This is a genomic window from Streptomyces sp. NPDC059788, from assembly GCF_042732265.1.
In the GTDB taxonomy this organism is placed as follows: Bacteria; Actinomycetota; Actinomycetes; order Streptomycetales; family Streptomycetaceae; genus Streptomyces.
In genome coordinates this window covers 100,816-119,538 of sequence record NZ_JBHWHY010000032.1, presented here as the reverse complement: position 1 = coordinate 119,538, position 18,723 = coordinate 100,816, and the positions used below count along the sequence as shown (strand labels likewise).

Annotated in this window: 18 protein-coding genes; 11 read left to right on the top strand and 7 right to left on the bottom strand. The window is 73.1% G+C overall.

Annotated features, from left to right (window positions below; translation table 11 throughout):
• Positions 1–48 precede the first annotated feature (48 nt).
• Positions 49–387: a hypothetical protein gene (locus tag ACFV57_RS26905; RefSeq protein WP_385237489.1), complete on the top strand. Its 339-nt coding sequence runs from the start codon at positions 49–51 to the stop codon at positions 385–387.
• A 211-nt stretch (positions 388–598) separates the two neighbouring features.
• Positions 599–1,468, top strand: coding sequence for an NAD(P)H-binding protein (locus ACFV57_RS26900; protein ID WP_385237486.1), 870 nt, complete (start codon positions 599–601; stop codon positions 1,466–1,468).
• Between the two features lie 81 nt (positions 1,469–1,549).
• Here the strand turns inward: ACFV57_RS26900 and ACFV57_RS26895 are convergent, their stop codons facing one another.
• Positions 1,550–2,731, bottom strand: a complete 1,182-nt coding sequence (locus ACFV57_RS26895) for an alpha/beta hydrolase (protein WP_385237483.1) — start codon at positions 2,729–2,731, stop codon at positions 1,550–1,552.
• Positions 2,732–3,066: 335 nt separating this feature from the next.
• Between ACFV57_RS26895 and ACFV57_RS26890 the strand changes: the two genes are divergently transcribed.
• Positions 3,067–3,621, top strand: coding sequence for a TetR/AcrR family transcriptional regulator (locus ACFV57_RS26890; protein WP_385237481.1), 555 nt, complete (start codon positions 3,067–3,069; stop codon positions 3,619–3,621).
• A gap of 82 nt (positions 3,622–3,703) precedes the next feature.
• Here ACFV57_RS26890 and ACFV57_RS26885 read toward each other — a convergent pair whose 3' ends face one another.
• Together ACFV57_RS26885 and ACFV57_RS26880 are read right to left on the bottom strand one after the other, a co-directional pair.
• On the bottom strand, positions 3,704–4,690 hold the full coding sequence (locus tag ACFV57_RS26885) for a DeoR/GlpR family DNA-binding transcription regulator (RefSeq protein ID WP_385237478.1): 987 nt from the start codon (positions 4,688–4,690) through the stop codon (positions 3,704–3,706).
• Positions 4,691–4,962: 272 nt separating this feature from the next.
• Positions 4,963–6,408: an NAD(P)H-quinone dehydrogenase gene (locus tag ACFV57_RS26880; protein WP_385237476.1), complete on the bottom strand. Its 1,446-nt coding sequence runs from the start codon at positions 6,406–6,408 to the stop codon at positions 4,963–4,965.
• Between the two features lie 96 nt (positions 6,409–6,504).
• Between ACFV57_RS26880 and ACFV57_RS26875 the strand changes: the two genes are divergently transcribed.
• From ACFV57_RS26875 to ACFV57_RS26860, 4 genes are all read left to right on the top strand, one after another.
• Entirely contained in the window at positions 6,505–6,942 is a 438-nt protein-coding gene (locus tag ACFV57_RS26875) for a gamma-glutamylcyclotransferase (RefSeq protein WP_385237473.1), read from the top strand.
• A gap of 210 nt (positions 6,943–7,152) precedes the next feature.
• On the top strand, positions 7,153–7,974 hold the full coding sequence (locus ACFV57_RS26870) for a purine-nucleoside phosphorylase (RefSeq protein ID WP_385237470.1): 822 nt from the start codon (positions 7,153–7,155) through the stop codon (positions 7,972–7,974).
• Between the two features lie 127 nt (positions 7,975–8,101).
• A complete protein-coding gene (locus tag ACFV57_RS26865; protein ID WP_385237468.1) occupies positions 8,102–9,775 on the top strand; it encodes a phospho-sugar mutase in 1,674 nt (557 codons plus the stop codon).
• A 187-nt stretch (positions 9,776–9,962) separates the two neighbouring features.
• Entirely contained in the window at positions 9,963–11,234 is a 1,272-nt protein-coding gene (locus ACFV57_RS26860) for a hypothetical protein (protein ID WP_385237466.1), read from the top strand.
• 19 nt (positions 11,235–11,253) lie between these two features.
• Here the strand turns inward: ACFV57_RS26860 and ACFV57_RS26855 are convergent, their stop codons facing one another.
• The 3 genes from ACFV57_RS26855 to ACFV57_RS26845 form a co-directional block, all read right to left on the bottom strand.
• On the bottom strand, positions 11,254–11,901 hold the full coding sequence (locus ACFV57_RS26855) for a PH domain-containing protein (protein ID WP_385237464.1): 648 nt from the start codon (positions 11,899–11,901) through the stop codon (positions 11,254–11,256).
• 91 nt (positions 11,902–11,992) lie between these two features.
• Positions 11,993–12,646, bottom strand: a complete 654-nt coding sequence (locus ACFV57_RS26850; protein WP_385237459.1) for a class F sortase — start codon at positions 12,644–12,646, stop codon at positions 11,993–11,995.
• The gene (locus tag ACFV57_RS26845) at positions 12,637–13,743 is read right to left on the bottom strand and encodes a hypothetical protein (protein WP_385237456.1); all 1,107 of its coding nucleotides are present in this window, start codon (positions 13,741–13,743) and stop codon (positions 12,637–12,639) included. The genes ACFV57_RS26850 and ACFV57_RS26845 overlap by 10 nt, the downstream gene beginning before the upstream one ends.
• 334 nt (positions 13,744–14,077) lie before the next feature.
• On the opposite strand from ACFV57_RS26845, the gene deoC reads away from it, so the two are divergent.
• The 3 genes from deoC to ACFV57_RS26830 are packed head-to-tail and all read left to right on the top strand — an operon-like array spanning position 14,078 to position 17,388.
• Positions 14,078–15,073, top strand: coding sequence for a deoxyribose-phosphate aldolase (gene deoC / locus ACFV57_RS26840; protein WP_385237505.1), 996 nt, complete (start codon positions 14,078–14,080; stop codon positions 15,071–15,073).
• 4 nt (positions 15,074–15,077) lie between these two features.
• Positions 15,078–16,514 carry an aldehyde dehydrogenase family protein gene (locus ACFV57_RS26835; protein ID WP_385237453.1) on the top strand — a complete coding sequence of 479 codons (1,437 nt, stop codon included), beginning with the start codon at positions 15,078–15,080 and terminating at the stop codon, positions 16,512–16,514.
• On the top strand, positions 16,507–17,388 hold the full coding sequence (locus tag ACFV57_RS26830) for an aldehyde dehydrogenase family protein (RefSeq protein ID WP_385237450.1): 882 nt from the start codon (positions 16,507–16,509) through the stop codon (positions 17,386–17,388). The genes ACFV57_RS26835 and ACFV57_RS26830 overlap by 8 nt, the downstream gene beginning before the upstream one ends.
• A gap of 101 nt (positions 17,389–17,489) precedes the next feature.
• Here ACFV57_RS26830 and ACFV57_RS26825 read toward each other — a convergent pair whose 3' ends face one another.
• Positions 17,490–17,837, bottom strand: coding sequence for a hypothetical protein (locus ACFV57_RS26825; RefSeq protein WP_385237447.1), 348 nt, complete (start codon positions 17,835–17,837; stop codon positions 17,490–17,492).
• 190 nt (positions 17,838–18,027) lie between these two features.
• Here ACFV57_RS26825 and ACFV57_RS26820 point away from each other — a divergent pair, with 190 nt between their 5' ends.
• Positions 18,028–18,702: a uridine kinase gene (locus ACFV57_RS26820; RefSeq protein WP_385237443.1), complete on the top strand. Its 675-nt coding sequence runs from the start codon at positions 18,028–18,030 to the stop codon at positions 18,700–18,702.
• Positions 18,703–18,723: the final 21 nt, after the last annotated feature.

The following is an 18,723-nucleotide window of genomic DNA, read 5'->3' as shown; positions in this document are numbered from 1 at the left end:
GCCCGGGGCACTTGAGTGCCGCGGGCCCCGCGCTTTTTCATGGGACGTATGGATGCGCACCTCGCGGCCCTGGCGGCAGCCGCCGCCCAACAGCTGTTCGCACGGTCGCGTACGGACCGGTGGCACCGTTCCCGGGACGAACTGACCGGCCTGCTGGCCCGGTTCACCCCCGGCGGCGTCGACCGCGAGGCGCTCACCGACGAACTGGAGGACTGCCGCGAGGAGTTCCTCGCCGCCCGGCTGGAGGGCGACGCCGCCGCGGCGGCGGACGTGGAGGCGGGCTGGCGGGCGCGCCTGCGCCGCCTGCTGCGCGCGTCCCCCGCTCTGGCGGGGCCGCTGCGGGACCTGTTGGCCCGCTGGAGCGCAGGGGACGGCGCAGTGCGCTGAAGGGGCGCCCTCGGGTTCCCGTAATCCGTACCGGGAGCCGTGCGGGCCGTCGTGCGAGGCGTCGTGCAGGCCGTCCGGATGAAGCGTCGTACGCGTCCGGATGAGGCGTCGTACGGGTGAGACGTCGTACCGGACGTACGAAATGGCGTCCGGCGGATCACGGAGATCATTGAGGACCGTAGTTGTCCGCAAGGCTTTCTATGGTCATCTCATGACGCAGACGAAGAAGCAGACGCAGAAGATCCTTGTCACCGGCGCCACCGGAACGGTCGGCCGCCAGGTCGTGGCCGAACTGCTCGCCCGCGGTTACGCGGTCCGCGCCCTCACCCGGGACGTGTCCAAGGCCTCCTTCCCGGCCGGTGTCGAGGCCGTCCAGGGCGACCTGGCCGACCCCGACACCCTGATCCCGGCCCTGGAGGGCGTCACCGGCCTCCACCTGATCACCTTCGGCGGGGCCTACTTCGCGCCGCTGGAGACCGGCCCGCGCATCCTGGAGCTGGCCCGCGCGGCCGGCGTGCGCCGGGTCACCGTGCTGCACGGCGGCGGTCCCTCCCTGCTGGAGGACGCCGTGCGGGCGGACGAGGGGGTGGACTGGACGGTCCTGATGCCGGTCGAGTTCATGTCGAACGCCCTGGAGTGGGCGCCGGGGATCGTGGCCTCGGACGAGGTCCGCGCGCCGTTCGTCTCCGGGCTCAGCGCCATGGTCCACGAGGGCGACATCGGCGCCGTCGCCGCGGTCGCGCTCACCGAGGAGGGCCACGGCGGCCAGGAGTACGTGATCACCGGCCCCGAACTGCTGACCGTCGTGGACAAGGTGGCGGCGATCTCCGCCGCCCGCGGCCGGGAGACGGTCCTGGTCGAGCTGAACGAGGAGGAGGCCGTCGCGCAGTGGCGGGCCGCCGGCCACTCGGAGGAGGTCATCGGCTTCCTGGTCGAGGCCTTCGGGAACACCCCGGAGGTGGGCCGTACGGTCGTCGACACCGTCGAGAAGGTCACCGGGCGCCCGGCCCGCACCTTCGCCCAGTGGGCCGCGGAGCACGCGGACGCCTTCACCGCGACGGCCGCCACGGCCGCGGTGTAACCGCCGCACGGCACGCAGGACGGGCGCGGGCGGCATCCGCGTCACGGACGCCGCCCGCGCCGCGGTCACGCGGTCACCGGGTCACGAGTTGCCCACCACGTCCTCCGGGAACGTCAGCTGCCTGCTCATCCACTGGAGCGCGGCGGGCAGTTCGCGCCGCCAGGTCGCGAAGTTGTGGCTGCCCTGGTCAAGGATGATCGACTCCGCCTTCATCGGCGGCTTGACCGCGTTCAGGAACTCCTTCGCCGCCGGATAGTTCTTCTCGCCCTCGCGGCTGGTGCCGATCAGCACCGACACCTGCGGCGCGGGCAGGTGCTCCAGCCGCCACATCAGGTCGTGCTCCCGCTTGCGCTTGGCGCGGTCCTTGCCGTCGCCGAAGAGGTTGCCGGTGGTGGGGTCGCTGCTGACCTTGTAGTCGGGCGACAGGGCCACCGCGGAGGTGTACGTACGGGGGTGCCGCATGGCCAGCTGGAGGGCGCAGCTGCCGCCCGAGGAGTAGCCGAGCACGCCCCAGCCGCTGGGGCTGTGTCCGACCCGGTAGTGCTCCTTCAGCGCGGTGGGCAGGTCGCTCGCGAAGAACGTCTCCGCCTGGGGACCGTCCGGCACGTCCACGCACTGGGTGTCGCGCGGCGGCGCGATGGTCGGCCGCAGCATCACGACGACGGTGGGCTGCATCTTGCTGTGGGCGATCAGGTCGCCGGTGGTCTGCGGCACCCGCAGGTGCTGGCCCAGCAGGAAGTGGCCGCCGGGGTAGCCGCTGATGGCGACGATGACGGGGAAGCGCTGGCGCTCGTACTGCTTCTGGAAGTACTGCGGCGGCAGGTAGACGTACGCCGGGTCCACGGCCTTGGTGGTCTTGCCGACGATCCGTACGGACTCCACCCGGCCCACCTTGTCGGGCGGCCCCTTCGGCAGGCCGTGCACCTTGTCCAGTTCGTCGTCCGCGGCGGGCTGCACCAGCCCCTTGGACGGGTCGCCGGCCGGGCCCGCTCCCCCGTCGCCCCACTTGGCGACCGCGCCCGGGGCGTCGTCGTACAGGCCGAGCAGTTCGTGCCAGGAGCCGTAGAACTGGAAGTTGGCGTTCACGACGAGGCCGAGCACGGCGACGATGGACAGCTGTGTGGCGACGATGGACCCGATACGGCCCAGCCAGGCCAGCGGCCCCCGCTTGGCGAAGCGCGGCCACTGCCAGAGTGTGAGTCCCACGCACACCACGGCGACCGCGATCATGATGTACAGCAGCGATCGGCTGGTCAGTTCCATTGCTTCCCCAGGTGTTCCCGCACGCGTTCCGGAGGCCTCCGAAGACCCCATTGCGCCAGGTTTGATGCCTCCTGGGTCCGCCGCGTTGCCACCTTGCGCACTTGTTCCCCAAGGCGCCCACGCCCCCTTCCCTCCCCGTCATCTGCGGGCCGCCTGCCGTCCACCCCGCGCGCCGGACGGCGGCCGGACCGCGGGGGCGCGGCAGCGGTACGCAGGCTGGCGCGGTGGGGGCAGTGGCATCCTGGGGGCACCGGTCCGGTGGAGGGCCGCGCTCAGGGAGGACGGCGAGGACGGCGATGGTGACCGAGACGGCAGGGCAGGAATCCGTACGACCCATGCGTGCCGACGCGCGCCGCAACTACGAGCGGCTGCTGGCGGTGGCCCGTACGGCCTTCACGGACCACGGGACCGACACCTCGCTGGAGGACATCGCACGGCGCGCGGGCGTGGGGATCGGCACGCTCTACCGGCACTTCCCCAACCGGACGGCCCTGATGGGCGCCGTGTTCCAGGGCGAGGTGGACGCGCTGCTGGCGCACGCGCGGGAGCTGAGCGACGCGCCGCAGCCGTGCGCGGCGCTCGTGGAGTGGCTGCGGGCGATCATCGCGCACGCCAGTACCTACCGCGGTCTGTCGCGGGCGCTGATGGCCGCGCCCGGTGACGCCAGTTCGGGGCTGTCCCGGTGCAGCGTGCCGATGCGCGAGGCGGGCGGCGAACTGCTCAGCCGCGCGCAGCAAGCCGGTGCCGTACGGGCCGATGTGAACATCAGCGATCTGATGCAGCTGACCAACGGCATCGCGCTGGCCGTCGAGGAGTCTCCGGACGACCCCCGCCTGGCCGACCGGCTGCTCACGCTGACGCTGACCGGGCTGCGCGCCGAGAAGGGGTGAGCGGGGCCGGGTGGTGCCGTCCGCCCGGCCGTTTCCGTTCACCCTGCGGTGCCGGCGCGGCCGTGTGCGCGCCGGCACCCGCTCAGCGGCGGCGCGGTGCCAGATCGGCGACCCGGCTGCCCGGCGGCTCCGCCAGCGGCGCCGCCGTCCGCAGCTGCGGCCCGGAACCGCCGCCGCCCGGTGCCAGGTTGCGCCGCTGGCCGGGCAGCGGTACGTCCCTGCGCGGGCCGCGGCGGTCGGCCGCCACCACCTCCGGGACGGGCTGGCCGGCTCCCGCGCCGGTGCCCGGTCCGCCGGCCACCGCGATCTGCACGCCCTGGTCGGCCAGGGCCTGTAGTTCGGTCGCCGCCCGGTCGTCGTGGCCCGGCGGCTCGTCGGTCACCAGCCGGGTGATCACGTCGGTGGGCACCGTCTGGAACATGGTGTCCGTACCGAGCTTGGTGTGGTCGGCGAGGACCACGACCTCCGCCGCCGCCTGCACCAGCGCCCGGTCCACGCTCGCGGAGAGCATGTTGGACGTGGACAGGCCGCGCTCGGCGGTCAGGCCGCTGCCCGAGAGGAAGGCGCGGGAGACCCGCAGCCCCTGGAGCGACTGCTCGGCCCCGCTGCCGACCAGTGCGTAGTTCGAGCCGCGCAGGGTGCCGCCGGTCATCACGACCTCGACACGGTTGGCGTGCGCCAACGCCTGGGCGACCAGGAGTGAGTTGGTGACCACGGTCAGACCGGGCACCCGCGCGAGCCGGCGGGCCAGCTCCTGCGTGGTGGTACCGGCGCCGACCACGATGGCCTCGCCTTCTTCGACGAAGCCGGCGGCGAGATCGGCGATGGCCGTCTTCTCCGCGGTCGCTAGATGGGATTTCTGTGGGAAGCCGGACTCCCGGGCGAAACCGCCCGGCAAGACCGCACCGCCGTGCCGGCGGTCGAGCAGTCCTTCTGCCTCCAGCGCCCGCACGTCCCGCCGTACGGTTACTTCGGAGGTCTGGACGACGCGGGCGAGCTCACGGAGCGACACCGCTCCGTTCGCGCGCACCATTTCGAGGATCAGTTGGCGACGTTCTGCAGCGAACACGAAACTGACAGTAACGCCAACGACCGTCTGCTTTCAGCAGGTTGCACCAATTAACGGAAGTTGTTCGTTCCCGACCCTCGCACGTGGTATATGCCGCTGGCCGGTCACTCAGTGACACAAGACTGCCACGAACCGGCGCTGCCGCGCGCCTTCCCTCGTGGAACGGCACGGAAAACGGTACGGAGGGCCGTCCGTCCGCCGGGCGCGCGCGCCCGGTCGCCCGGCGCGCCGCGCCCATGGCCGCGGCGGCCGTTCATCCGGCTGGCCGCGGTCTATTCGCTGGACATCTTGCGCGTGTGCAGCTGCCGCGCCACCTCGGCGATGGAGCCGGACAGCGACGGGTAGACCGTGAACGCGCTGGCGATCTGCTCCACCGTCAGGTTGTTGTCGACCGCGATCGAGATCGGGTGGATCAGCTCGCTGGCGCGCGGCGAGACCACCACACCGCCCACCACGATGCCCGTACCGGGACGGCAGAACAGCTTCACGAAACCGTCGCGGATGCCCTGCATCTTCGCGCGCGGGTTGCGCAGCAGCGGCAGCTTGACGACCAGGGCGTCTATGCGGCCCGCGTCCACGTCCGCCTGGCTGTAGCCGACGGTGGCGATCTCCGGGTCGGTGAAGACGTTCGCGGAGACGGTCTTGAGGTTGAGCGGCGTGACCGCGTCGCCGAGGAAGTGGTACATCGCGATCCGGCCCTGCATCGCGGCCACCGAGGCCAGCGCGAAGACGCCGGTGCAGTCGCCCGCCGCGTAGACGCCGGGGGCCGAGGTGCGCGAGACCTTGTCCGTCCAGATGTGGCCGGAGTCCTTCAGCCGTACGCCGGCCTCCTCCAGCCCGATGCCCGCGGTGTTCGGGATCGAGCCGACCGCCATCAGGCAGTGCGAGCCGGTGATCGTACGACCGTCCGACAGGGTGACCTCGACGCGGTCGCCCACCCTCTTGGCGGAGGCGGCCCGGGAGCGCGCCATGACGTTCATGCCACGGCGACGGAAGACGTCCTCCAGGACGGCGGCGGCGTCCGGGTCCTCGCCCGGGAGCACGCGGTCGCGGGAGGAGACGAGGGTGACCCGCGAGCCGAGCGCCTGGTAGGCGCCCGCGAACTCGGCACCGGTGACGCCGGAGCCGACCACGATCAGCTCTTCCGGCAGCTCGTCGAGGTCGTAGACCTGCGTCCAGTTCAGGATGCGCTCGCCGTCCGGCAGGGCGTCCGGGATCTCGCGCGGGTGCGCGCCGGTCGAGACCAGGACGGCGTCGGCGGTCAGCGTCTCCTCCGTACCGTCCGCGGCGGTGACCACCACCGTGCGCGAACCGTCCGGCGACTGCCCCGGCTCCAGACGGCCGCGGCCGCGCATCACCCGGCCACCCGCACGGGTGACGGAGGCGGTGATGTCATGCGACTGGGCGAGCGCGAGGCGCTTCACGCGGCGGTTGACCTTGCCGAGGTCCACGCCGACGACGCGCGCGGGGCGGTCGACCGGCGGGGTGTCGTCCTCGACGATGATGCCGAGCTCGTCGTACGACGAGTCGAAGGTGGTCATCACCTCGGCCGTGGCGATGAGGGTCTTGGACGGGACGCAGTCGGTCAGCACCGACGCCCCGCCCAGTCCGTCGCAGTCGACGACGGTCACCTCCGCGCCGAGAGAGGCGCCCACCAGGGCCGCCTCGTATCCGCCGGGTCCGCCACCGATGATCACGATCCGAGTCACGTACTCCATTGTCCCGCACGCCCGCGCCGGGTTACCCCCCGGGGGCCGCCGTTCGAACCTCACGTACCACGAGCCCACCCCCTGACCTCCCGTACCCTCGGAACCATGTCGCTCTACGCCGCGTACGCCGGCAACCTCGACGCGCGGCTGATGACCCGCCGCGCTCCGCACTCGCCGCTGCGCGGCACCGGCTGGCTCAACGGCTGGCGGCTCACGTTCGGCGGGGAACAGATGGGCTGGGAGGGAGCGCTGCCGACGATCGTCGAGGCCCCCCGCTCACAGGTCTTCGTCGCCCTCTACGACATCGCGCCCATGGACGAGGAGTCCATGGACCGCTGGGAGGGCGTGGGCATGGACATCTACCGCCGGATGCGCGTGCGGGTCCACACCCTCGACGGCGACGAGGCCACCTGGCTGTACGTCCTCAACGGCTACGAGGGCGGCCTCCCCTCCGCGCGCTACCTCGGCGAGATCGCCGACGCGGCGGAGTCGGCGGGGGCGCCGCACGACTATGTGATGGAGCTGCGCAAACGCCCCTGCTGAGGCGGGCGGGCGCCGCGGGGCGCCCGGTGACGGCACCCCGGCCCCGCGAACGACGGGCGCCACAGGAGCGACGGGCGGTGGGACCGGCGCCGCGGCGGCCCTTTCGCGTCATACCCACGGACCTTTCGTAGAGATCTACGAACAGATCCGCGCGATGCCGTCGGCCGGGACATCTACGCGCGTAGGCATTTACCGGCTACCCTCGTCCGCGTGAACGCATCTGTTACCCCGGACATCGCGCGCGACCCGCAGGGCGCCGCCGCCGACGCCGCTGCCCGCCTGCGCGAGCTGACCGGCGCCGAGACCCACGACGTCGCCCTGGTGATGGGCTCCGGCTGGGCCCCGGCCGCCGAGGCCCTGGGCGCGCCCGAGCACGAATTCCCGGTCACCGAGCTGCCCGGCTTCCCGGCGCCCGCCGTCGAGGGCCACGGCGGCAAGGTCCGCTCGTACCAGCTCGGCGAGAAGCGGGCCCTGGTCTTCCTGGGACGTACGCACTACTACGAGGGCCGCGGCGTGGCCCCCGTCGTACACGGTGTGCGGACCGCCGTCGCCGCCGGCTGCAAGACCGTGGTGCTCACCAACGGGTGCGGCGGCCTGCGGGACGGCATGAGCCCCGGCCAGCCGGTCCTCATCGGCGACCACCTGAACATGACCGCCACCTCCCCCATCGTCGGCGCCCGCTTCGTCGACCTGACCGACCTGTACTCGCAGCGCCTGCGCGCGCTGTGCAAGGAGGTCGACGCGACGCTGGAGGAGGGCGTGTACGCCCAGCTCCCCGGCCCGCACTACGAGACCCCTGCCGAGATCAAGATGCTCCGCACGCTGGGCGCGGACCTGGTCGGCATGTCCACCGTCCTGGAGGCCATCGCCGCCCGCGAGGCCGGCGCCGAGGTGCTCGGACTGTCCCTGGTGACCAACCTCGCCGCGGGCATGACCGGCGAGCCGCTCAACCACGAAGAGGTGCTCCAGGCCGGCCGCGACTCCGCGACCCGCATGGGCAGCCTGCTCGCCCAGGTGCTCGGCAAGCTCTGAGCAACCGCCCCGGCGCGGCGCGCGCGACCCGGTGCCCGCGCGCCCGCCGGTCGAACAACCACGCGGAATGGGTAAGCGTTAACGCGCCGAGCGCTTCCCCCACCGCAACCAGAGGCAGGAGCATCACGTGGCAACCGATTCCGCGGAGCTGATCAGCCGGGCGAAGGCATGGCTGGCCGAGGACCCCGACCCCGAAACCCGCGAGGAGCTGGGCAAGCTCATCGACGCCGAGGACCTGGACGAGCTGTCCGCCCGGTTCGCGGGCACCCTGCAGTTCGGCACCGCCGGGCTGCGCGGGGAACTGGGCGCGGGTCCGATGCGGATGAACCGCGCCGTCGTCATCCGGGCCGCGGCCGGGCTGGCCGCGTACCTGAAGGACCAGGGACAGGCGGACGGCCTCGTCGTCGTCGGATACGACGCCCGCTACAAGAGCGCGGACTTCGCGCGGGACACCGCGGCCGTGATGGTGGGAGCGGGCCTGCGCGCCGCGGTGCTGCCGCGCCCGCTGCCGACCCCTGTCCTGGCCTTCGCGATACGGCACCTGGGCGCCGTCGCGGGCGTCGAGGTCACCGCCAGCCACAACCCGCCGCGCGACAACGGCTACAAGGTGTACCTCGGTGAGGGCTCGCAGATCGTGCCGCCCGCCGACGGCCTGATCGCGGAGCGGATCGCGGCCGTGGGGCCGCTGGACGGCGTGCCGCGGCCCGAGGAGGGCTGGGAGGTGCTGGGCGAGGACGTCCTCCAGGCGTACCTGGCCCGTACGGACGCGGTGCTCACGCCGGGCTCGCCGCGCGACACCCAGGTGGTCTACACGCCGATGCACGGCGTCGGCCGGGACGTGCTGGTGGCCGCCTTCGCACGGGCCGGGTTCCCGGCGCCGACGGTGGTCGCCGAGCAGGCCGAGCCGGACCCGGACTTCCCGACCGTGGCCTTCCCCAACCCGGAGGAGCCGGGCGCGATGGACCTGTCCTTCGCGACGGCGCGCTCCGTGGGGCCGGACATCGTCGTCGCCAACGACCCGGACGCGGACCGCTGCGCCGTCGCCGTGCCGGCCCCCGGCACCGAGGACGGCTGGCGGATGCTGCGCGGCGACGAGGTCGGCGCGCTGCTGGCCGCGCACCTGGTCAGCAAGCAGGCGGCCGGCACCTTCGCCACCACGATCGTCTCGTCCACGCTGATGTCGCGGATCGCCGCCGGGGCGTCGCTGCCGTACGAGGAGACGCTGACCGGCTTCAAGTGGCTGGCCCGCGTGGACGGCCTGCGGTACGCGTACGAGGAGGCGCTGGGCTACTGCGTCGACCCCGAGGGCGTACGGGACAAGGACGGCATCACCGCCGCCCTGCTGATCACCGAGCTGGCGGCCGAGCTCAAGCAGTCCGGCCGCACGCTGACGGACCTGCTGGACGACCTGGCCCTGGAGTTCGGCCTGCACGCCACCGACCAACTGTCGGTCCGCGTCGAGGACCTGTCGCTGATCGCGTCGGCCATGCGCCGGCTGCGCGAGCAGCCGCCGGCCGCGCTGGCGGGCCTGGCCGTGTCGTCCTCCGACGACCTCTCCCAAGGGACGGACACGCTGCCGCCCACCGACGGTCTGCGCTACTACCTCGCGGGGTCGGAGCAGGACGGCGTCGAGGGCGGCCGGGTGGTGGTGCGGCCCAGCGGCACCGAGCCCAAGCTGAAGTGCTACCTGGAGGTCGTGGTGCCGGTCGCCGACGCCCAGGGGCTGGGCGCGGCGCGGGCCAAGGCCGACGCGGTGCTCGGCGCGATCAAGGCGGACCTGTCGGCGGCGGCCGGCATCTGACCCGATCGCGCACGGCTGTCACGTAGGAGTGGGCCCCGGGACCGCAAGGTTCCCGGGGCCCACTCCTTTCCCCCGTACGGGTGGCAGCCGTACTGCACCTGACGCAGCGCGCCCGCCCGGCCGGCCGCGCTCCGGGACAGTCTGATCTGGTCCGACAACCTGCCCAGCCCTCCCAGGAGTTGCCGCAGTGTTCCCGACCCCGACCGCGTCCGGCCCGGCCGCCGCGACCGCCGCGCCGACTGCGCCCTCCTCCTCCCGCGGCCCCGCCGTACGAGCGGCCGGGAACCTGCTGCGCCGCGCCGGCCCCGCACTCCTCGGCTACACCGCCGTACGGCTGCTGGGCACTCTCGTGCTGATGAAGTGGGCGCACCTCCAGCACCGCGGTCTGTGGCCGCTCCTGGCCAACCGGTGGGATTCCCGCTGGTACCTGGGCATCGCGGAGCACGGCTACTCGTACGCGTTCGACGAGAACGGCTTCAACGAGAGCAACCTCGCCTTCTTCCCGCTGTATCCGGTGGTGGTGAAGGCCGTCGCGGGGGTGACGCCCGGCTCCCGCGCGTCCGTGGGACTGGCCGTCGCGGCCGGCTGCGCGCTGCTGGCCGCCTGGGGGATCTTCGCGGTGGGTGAGCGGCTGTACGGGGCCCGGGTCGGCACCGTGCTGGCCGTGCTGTGGGGTGCCACGCCGGTCGCCGCCGTGCAGTGGATGGGCTATACGGAATCGCTGTTCACCGCGCTGGTGGCCTGGTCCCTGTATGCCGTGCTGTCCGACCGCTGGGTCGCGGCCGGCGCCCTCTGCCTGCTCGCCGGTCTCACCCGCCCCACCGGCCTCGCACTCGTCGCGGCGGTCTGTGTCAGCGCCGTCGTCGCCCTGTGGCGGGTGCGCCGCGCCGCCGCGCCTGAGCCGGTCACGCGTACGGCTACGACTACGGCCGCGCCCCTGCCCCCGGACCGCCGCCGGGTCCGCCGGATCGTCCTCGGCATGCTGCTGGCGCCGCTCGGCTGGCTCGCGTACGTCGGGTGGGTGGGCCTGCGCCTGGGGCGCGCCGACGGCTACTTCGCGGTCCAGCGGCAGTGGACGAACCAGTGGGACGGCGGTGAGCAGACGCTGCGCGCGTTCCGCGACACCTTCATCTACCCGTCACACCCGCAGTTCTTCCTGGTCGTGGTGGCCCTGGTGCTGCTGGTGTCGGTGGCGCTCTACCTGCTGTGCGTGTGCGACCGGCAGCCCCTGCCGCTGCTGGTGTTCAGCGGTGTCCTGCTGCTGGTCGTCCTGGGCAGCGGCGGTGTCTTCTTCCCCCGGGCCCGTTTCCTGCTGCCCGGATTCCCGCTGCTGCTCCCCCTGGCGCTGGCGATCGCCCGCGCGCACCGCCGTGTGGCCGTGCTGGCCCTGTCGGCGGCCGCGCTGGGCTCGGCGTACTTCGGCGCGTACATGACGCTGGTGTACGGAGGGCCGCCCTGACGGGCCGCCGCGCCCGCGCCTACAGCGCGACGAGCACCGCCAGCGCCACCGCGCCCACGACGCACGGCACCAGCACCTCGTACGCCCACTTGACCACCGGGCCGCCCTGCGCGCCTTCCCGCCCGGCGCCGCGCTCCCGGAGCTCCCGGAGTTCGTCGAGCGACCGGTCGGCGGTGGCGCGCGGCACCTCCGTCCCGCCTCCCGTGGAGGTGCCCGGGTGCAGCTCGTAGTGACGGCCGACCGCGCCGCCCGCCGCGCGCTGCGCCTTGCGGTTCGCCTTCTTGCGCTGCCGCAGCGACACCGGGATCGACCAGAGCTGGTACTTCGTGCCGTCCGCCGTGAAGACCTCGCTGGAGAACGACGCCCGCAGGTCCGCGACCGCCGCCCAGGGCAGCGTGATCGTACGGAACGGATTGCGCACCACCAGCCGGTCCGCGCCCGCCCGCACCAGCGGACGCAGCGTGAAGGCGACCACCAGCGGCACCACGAACAGCAGCCCGGCCACCGCCGTCAGCTTGGTGTGCGCCTCGCCGCGCACCACCGCGTCACCGCCCAGCCAGGCGGCCAGCGCGAGCAGCAGCACCCCGGCGGCGAGGGCGGCGGGCGAGCGGTAGCTGCGGTCCGCGTACTGCTCCTGTGGTGTGGAGGACTGTCCGGGCGTCGTCATGCTGCCGATTCTGCCTGAGCGTCCGGAAGCCGGACATTGCGTTACGGCATCATTCGTACGCCGGGGGCGCCGCCCGTACGGCGGTCCCGCGTCAGGCCGTCACCAGATCGGCGTAGAGCACGATGTTGTCCGGCCGGTGGCCGTCCACCAGGCCGCCGCCGCAGGTGACCAGGCGCAGCTCGGGCCGGTCGGTGTCGCCGTAGACCCGCTGGGTGGGGAACGCCTTCTTGTCGACCTGCTGGAGCGCGCGGACGGCGAAGACCGCGGTGCGGCCGTCCGCGCGGTCGACGTAGATCCTGTCGCCGGTCGCGATGCGGCCGACGTTCCTCAGTACGGCCGGGCCCTCAACGGTGTCGTAGTGGCCGATGAGGACGGCGGGGCCGGTCTCGCCGGGGGTGACGCCCCGGTCGTACCAGCCGATCCGGTCGGCCTGCGCGACGGACGGCACCTGGACCGTGCCGTCGGCGGCGAGGCCCAGGTCGAGGACCGGGCGGGTGTCCACGCCCGCGGCCGGTATGCGGACGCGCACGGGGCGGGCGGCGGGCAGGGCGGCCGGTGCCGTCGCGCGCGGGGCCGCGGTGGGGACACCGGCGTTCGCGACGTGTACGGACGGCGCGGCGCGTGAGGCGCCGCCGTCCAGGACACCCCGGGTGATCAGTGCGCCGCCGAGCACGAGGAGAAGCAGACAGGCCGCCGTCGGCAGACGGCCCGTCCGGCGCCGCTCGGGGCGGCGGCTCAGCACCACGTCCCCTCGGACTGCCGGCGGCGGCGCACCGCGAAGACGACGCCCGCGGCACCGGCCGCGGCGAACGCGCCGCCCGCGGCGAACAGCGGGGTGGTGTCCGGCTGCTCCGGGCCCTCGTAACCGGCGGCCACGGCGCCCTTGGGCAGAACCTTGGTCTGGCTGCCGGCCGGGGTGGCCTGCGCGCCGATGGCGCCCGCGGGCTTGCTGCCGGCCGGCTTGGCGGCGTGCGAGGGCTTGGCGGCGTGCGAGCCGCCGGCCGTGCCGCCCTTGCCGGCCGGAGCGGCCTGGGCGCAGCCCTTGGGCAGGGCGGGGTAGTTGGCGATGCCGGGCGGGTAGCTGCCGCCCTGCATCTTGAAGCGGAGCTTGGGGTGGGCGCCGTACGGGCTGATGATCTTCGCGCCGAAGCGGGCCAGGGTCGGGTGCGCACGGTCGAGGGAGGCGCCCGGCACCTTCTTGCCCGTACCGTCCTCGAACGTCGCCCCGGGCCCCTGGGGGCCGCGGGTCAGTACGGCGAGGCTGCCGCCGCCGATGGCCACGCGGCGGGTGACGGTGCAGCTCCGGTGGCCGCCGGGGGCCTTGCCGCCGGTGAGCTCGTGGGCGGAACCCGGCTGCCCGCCGCTCTCGCCCGCGGTCTTCTTCCCGCCGGTGACGAACCCGCCGGACTTCGGCAGCGCGTAGGTCCTCGGACCGCCGGTGCCGCCGCTGACGTGCAGCTTCGGGGCCGGGCCCGAGGCGCCGTCCAGCCGCAGGGACAGTCCCTTCAGGTGCGCGCTCGGGTGGGCGCGGTCGAGCAGGCCGAGCACCCGCACCAGATACCAGTCGCCCGGCTTCCACTGCGGGCCGACGTAACGGATCCACGCCTCGGGTCCGCCGGCGGACGGCACGTTGCGCAGCACGGCCACCATGCCGTTGCCGATGGCGACCGGCTGTCCCGCGTAGCGGGCGGCGCCGTCGGCTGCGGGCTTGCCGGTGACGGCCGTCACGGGGGAGGCGGGCGAGGCGGCGAGGGCACCGGAGGCGGAGCCGAGCACGGCGGCCCCCAGCGCGGCGGACGCGACGGCGGCGCGCAGCGTGCGGCGAGCGGACTGTGCGGTCATGGGGAACCCCCGTTGAATGGTCGGTCGTTCGGCGACGAGACCACATCCGCCGCCCTTCGTACGGAAGGCCGGAAAGTGCTGCGGTGCGGTGCGGCAGTAATGACGGTAGGGGACGGCCGTGACGACCCGTCCGCTGTTGTGTAACGGTCGCCGCACAGAAGCCCATCACTCCCCGGCGTACCTGTTACAGAAGGCCTGCGTACAGCTGTTGCACGGCCCCCGCGGACCGTTACAAAGGCAGGCGCCGGACGCCGGCGGGACGGGCGCCGCGCCCGTATCCGTCCACAGGGGGGTGACATGCAGCTACGCGCGTAGATATGCTCCCCTCGTGACCATGCCCACCACTGTTCCCGCATACGGCAAGGAAGCCGCGGGGCGTCTGGCGTCGATGGCGGACGTGACCGCCTCCGACGGTGCGCTGCGCCGCTTCCTGCACGGCCTCCCGGGCGTCGACGCGGTCGGCCTCCAGGCCCGCGCCGCGACCCTCGGCACCCGCTCGATCAAGACCACGGCGAAGGCGTACGCCATCGATCTCGCCATCTCGATGATCGACCTGACGACGCTCGAAGGAGCGGACACCCCGGGCAAGGTCCGGGCCCTGTGCGCCAAGGGGATCAACCCCGACCCCTCCGACCGCGGCACCCCCAAGGTCGCCGCGATCTGCGTCTACCCCGACATGGTGGCGACGGCCAAGGAGGCCCTGACCGGCTCCGGCATCTCCGTCGCCTCCGTCGCCACCGCCTTCCCGGCGGGGCGGGCCGCGCTGCCCGTCAAGCTGGCCGACACCCGTGACGCGGTCGCGGCCGGCGCCGACGAGATCGACATGGTGATCGACCGCGGCGCCTTCCTGTCCGGCCGGTACATGTCCGTCTTCGAAGAGATCAAGCAGGTCAAGGAGGCGTGCCGCCGCGAGGACGGCTCGTACGCCCACCTGAAGGTGATCTTCGAGACCGGCGAGCTGCAGACGTACGACAACGTGCGCCGGGTCTCCTGGCTCGCGATGCTCGCGGGCGCCGACTTCATCAAGACCTCGACGGGCAAGGTGGCCGTCAACGCCACCCCGCCGGTGACCCTGCTGATGCTGGAGGCCGTCCGCGACTTCCACGCCACGACCGGGGTACAGGTCGGTGTGAAGCCGGCCGGCGGCATCCGTACGACCAAGGACGCGATGAAGTACCTGGTCATGGTCAACGAGACGCTGGGCGAGGAGTGGCTGACCGCCGACTGGTTCCGCTTCGGCGCCTCCAGCCTGCTCAACGACCTGCTGATGCAGCGCCAGAAGCTCAGCACCGGCCGCTACTCCGGCCCCGACTACGTCACGGTGGACTGAACCGATGAGCTCAGCATTCGAATACGCACCGGCGCCCGAGTCGCGCGCCGTCGTCGACATCGCGCCGTCCTACGGCCTGTTCATCGACGGCGAGTTCACCGACGCGGCCGGCGGCAAGGTCTTCAAGACCGTCTCGCCCGCGAACGAGGAGGTCCTCTCCGAGGTCGCGCAGGCCGGCTCCGAGGACGTGGACCGGGCCGTCAAGGCCGCCCGCAAGGCGTTCGAGAAGTGGTCGGCGCTGCCCGGCGCCGAGCGCGCCAAGTACCTCTTCCGCATCGCGCGGATCATCCAGGAGCGCTCCCGCGAGCTGGCCGTCCTGGAGTCGCTGGACAACGGCAAGCCGATCCGCGAGTCCCGCGACTCCGACCTGCCGCTGGTCGCCGCGCACTTCTTCTACTACGCGGGCTGGGCCGACAAGCTGGGCCACGCGGGCTACGGCACCGACCCGAAGCCGCTGGGCGTGGCCGGCCAGGTCATCCCGTGGAACTTCCCGCTGCTGATGCTGGCGTGGAAGATCGCCCCGGCGCTGGCCTGCGGCAACACCGTCGTCCTCAAGCCCGCCGAGACCACGCCGCTGTCCGCGCTGTTCTTCGCGGACATCTGCCGCCAGGCGGGCCTGCCCAAGGGCGTCGTCAACATCCTCACCGGCGACGGCTCGACCGGCGCCGAGCTGGTCGCGCACCCGGACGTCAACAAGGTCGCCTTCACCGGCTCGACCGAGGTCGGCAAGGCGATCGCCCGTACCGTCGCCGGTACGGACAAGAAGCTCACCCTGGAGCTGGGCGGCAAGGCCGCGAACATCGTCTTCGACGACGCGCCGATCGACCAGGCCGTCGAGGGCATCGTCAACGGCATCTTCTTCAACCAGGGCCACGTCTGCTGCGCGGGCTCGCGCCTGCTGGTGCAGGAGTCCGTGCAGGACGAGCTGCTGGCGGCGCTCAAGCGCCGGATGAGCACGCTGCGCGTCGGCGACCCGCTCGACAAGAACACCGACATCGGCGCGATCAACTCCGCCGAGCAGCTGGCCCGCATCACGGAGCTGGCCGACGCGGGCGAGGCCGAGGGCGCCGAACGCTGGGCCCCGGCCTGCGAGCTGCCCGACGCGGGCTACTGGTTCGCGCCGACGCTGTTCACCGGCGTCACGCAGGCCCACCGCATCGCCCAGGAGGAGATCTTCGGGCCGGTGCTGTCGGTGCTCACCTTCCGTACGCCGGAAGAGGCGGTCGCCAAGGCCAACAACACCCCGTACGGCCTGTCGGCGGGCGTCTGGACGGAGAAGGGCTCGCGCATCCTGTGGATGGCGAGCAAGCTCCGGGCGGGCATCGTCTGGTCCAACACGTTCAACAAGTTCGACCCGGCCTCGCCGTTCGGCGGCTACAAGGAGTCGGGCTTCGGCCGCGAGGGCGGCCGGCACGGTCTGGAGGCGTACCTCGATGTCTGATCGCTTGAGCGTTCTCAAGACCTACAAGCTGTACGTCGGGGGCAAGTTCCCCCGGTCCGAGAGCGGGCGGGTGTACGAGGTGACCGACGCAAAGGGCAAGTGGCTCGCCAACGCCCCGCTGTCCTCCCGCAAGGACGCCCGGGACGCGGTCGTCGCGGCCCGTAAGGCGTTCGGCGGCTGGTCCGGCGCCACGGCCTACAACCGCGGCCAGATCCTCTACCGCGTCGCGGAGATGCTGGAGGGCCGCCGCGAGCAGTTCGCCGCCGAGGTCGCCGACGCCGAGGGCCTGTCGAAGGCCAAGGCCGCGGCGCAGGTGGACGCGGCGATCGACCGCTGGGTCTGGTACGCGGGCTGGTCCGACAAGGTCGCCCAGATCGCGGGCTCCGCGAACCCGGTCGCCGGGCCGTACTTCAACCTCTCCTCCCCGGAGCCGACCGGCGTGGTGGCCGTGCTGGCGCCGCAGGAGTCGTCGTTCCTCGGCCTGGTGTCGGTGATCGCCCCGGCGATCGTCACGGGCAACACGGTCGTGGTCGTCACGAGCGAGAAGTCCCCGCTGCCCGCGCTGTCGCTGGGCGAGGTGCTGGCCACCTCCGACCTGCCCGGCGGTGTGGTCAACGTACTGTCCGGGCGCGGGGGCGAACTGGGCGGGCCGCTGGCCGCGCACCAGGACGTCAACGCGATCGACCTGGCGGGCGCGGCGGCCGACGCCGAGCTGGTCAAGGCGCTGGAGACGGCCGCGGCCGACAACCTCAAGCGCGTCCTGCGCCCACAGGCTGTGGACGGCGCGTCCGCCGACTGGACCGCCGACCCCGGTACGGAACGGATGCTGGCCTTCCTGGAGACCAAGACGGTCTGGCACCCGATGGGGGTCTGACCCCCGGCCGCGGGCACCCTCGCCCGCGGGAACCCGCCGCCGCCCGCCCTCATCCGTCCATGGGGGCGGGCGGTCCGCGTTCCGCCGTGCGCCCGGCGTCCTCAACCGGGCAGCAGGCCCACGACCTTGCCGACCAGCGGCAGATCCTCCAGCGCGGCGCCGCCCGCGATCGGGTCCGTGACGATGCCCGTGGTCAGCGGCTTGAAGTCGGCGATCTGGGTGCCGATCTTGTTGGTCAGCGGGTCCGCCGCGGTGCCCGCCAGCGGGTCCAGCTTGAGCTTCTTGATCGGGCCGACGCCGCCCGCCACGGCGTGCAGCAGCGCTCCCGTCAGCGCCTGCCGCGCCTCCTTGTTCGGGTCGCCGTGGCCCGGTTCCGCCGCGCCCGCCGGTGCCGCGCCGGCCGCCGCGAGGGCCGCGGCGGCCACCGAGAGCGCCAGCCCTACGCGCATCGTGGAACGCGGTACGCGGCGCCGGTGCCGGGGACGTGCGTAAGAGGCCATGTGCCACCTGCCTGTGCGTTGTGACGTAACGTTATGTGCGTAATCGAACGATCGCTTAGCGTAGTTGAGGCAGGCCGGGGCTTTCCAGCGCGGGCGCGCCGCGTAACCCTCACGGCCCAATGCGCGACAATGGCTGCCCGTGAGCTCCCACACCGCCGCCCGGCCGCCCGCCGCCCGGGTCGTCCTGCTGACCGGCCCCTCCGGCTCCGGCAAGTCGTCCCTCGCCGCCCGCAGTGGCCTGCCCGTGCTCAACCTCGACGACTTCTACAAGGAGGGCACCGATCCGACGCTGCCGCTGCTGCCCGACGGCGGCGGCGCCGACTGGGACTCACCGCTGTCGTGGGACGCGTCCGCAGCCGTCGCCGCGATCGCGGAGCTGTGCCGTACGGGGCGCACGGCCGTACCGGTGTACGACATCTCCGCCAGCGCACGGACCGGCGAAACGGTTCTGGAGCGGGGCGACGCGCCCCTGTTCGTCGCCGAGGGCATCTTCGCGGCGGACATCGTCGAACGCTGCCGTGCGGCGGGCCTGCTGGCCGACGCGCTGTGCCTGCGCGGCCGCCCCACCACGACGTTCCGTCGGCGGCTGGCCCGCGACCTGCGCGAGGGCCGCAAGCCGGTCCTCTACCTGCTGCGCCGCGGCCTGCGCCTGCTGCGCGCCGAGCGCGCCATCGTCGCCCGGCACACCGCGCTGGGCGCCCACCCGTGCGCCAAGCCGGAGGCGCTGGCGCGGATAGCGGCGGCGCGGACTCCGGACGGCGGGGCCGCCCCGGCCCCGCGGATCACCGAGAGCCCCACGGAAGTCTGCGCCTGAACGGAGCGCGGGGCCCGCACA

What these genes read in the sequence shown, in the direction of transcription:
- ACFV57_RS26905 (WP_385237489.1), top strand. Translation starts at nt 49, where the DNA reads ATGGATGCGCACCTCGCGGCCCTGGCGGCAGCCGCCGCCCAACAGCTG.
- ACFV57_RS26900 (WP_385237486.1), top strand. Translation starts at nt 599, where the DNA reads ATGACGCAGACGAAGAAGCAGACGCAGAAGATCCTTGTCACCGGCGCC.
- ACFV57_RS26895 (WP_385237483.1), bottom strand. Translation starts at nt 2,731, where the DNA reads ATGGAACTGACCAGCCGATCGCTGCTGTACATCATGATCGCGGTCGCC.
- ACFV57_RS26890 (WP_385237481.1), top strand. Translation starts at nt 3,067, where the DNA reads ATGCGTGCCGACGCGCGCCGCAACTACGAGCGGCTGCTGGCGGTGGCC.
- ACFV57_RS26880 (WP_385237476.1), bottom strand. Translation starts at nt 6,408, where the DNA reads ATGGAGTACGTGACTCGGATCGTGATCATCGGTGGCGGACCCGGCGGA.
- ACFV57_RS26875 (WP_385237473.1), top strand. Translation starts at nt 6,505, where the DNA reads ATGTCGCTCTACGCCGCGTACGCCGGCAACCTCGACGCGCGGCTGATG.
- ACFV57_RS26855 (WP_385237464.1), bottom strand. Translation starts at nt 11,901, where the DNA reads ATGACGACGCCCGGACAGTCCTCCACACCACAGGAGCAGTACGCGGAC.
- ACFV57_RS26845 (WP_385237456.1), bottom strand. Translation starts at nt 13,743, where the DNA reads ATGACCGCACAGTCCGCTCGCCGCACGCTGCGCGCCGCCGTCGCGTCC.
- deoC (WP_385237505.1), top strand. Translation starts at nt 14,078, where the DNA reads ATGCCCACCACTGTTCCCGCATACGGCAAGGAAGCCGCGGGGCGTCTG.
- ACFV57_RS26835 (WP_385237453.1), top strand. Translation starts at nt 15,078, where the DNA reads ATGAGCTCAGCATTCGAATACGCACCGGCGCCCGAGTCGCGCGCCGTC.
- ACFV57_RS26830 (WP_385237450.1), top strand. Translation starts at nt 16,507, where the DNA reads ATGTCTGATCGCTTGAGCGTTCTCAAGACCTACAAGCTGTACGTCGGG.
- ACFV57_RS26825 (WP_385237447.1), bottom strand. Translation starts at nt 17,837, where the DNA reads ATGCGCGTAGGGCTGGCGCTCTCGGTGGCCGCCGCGGCCCTCGCGGCG.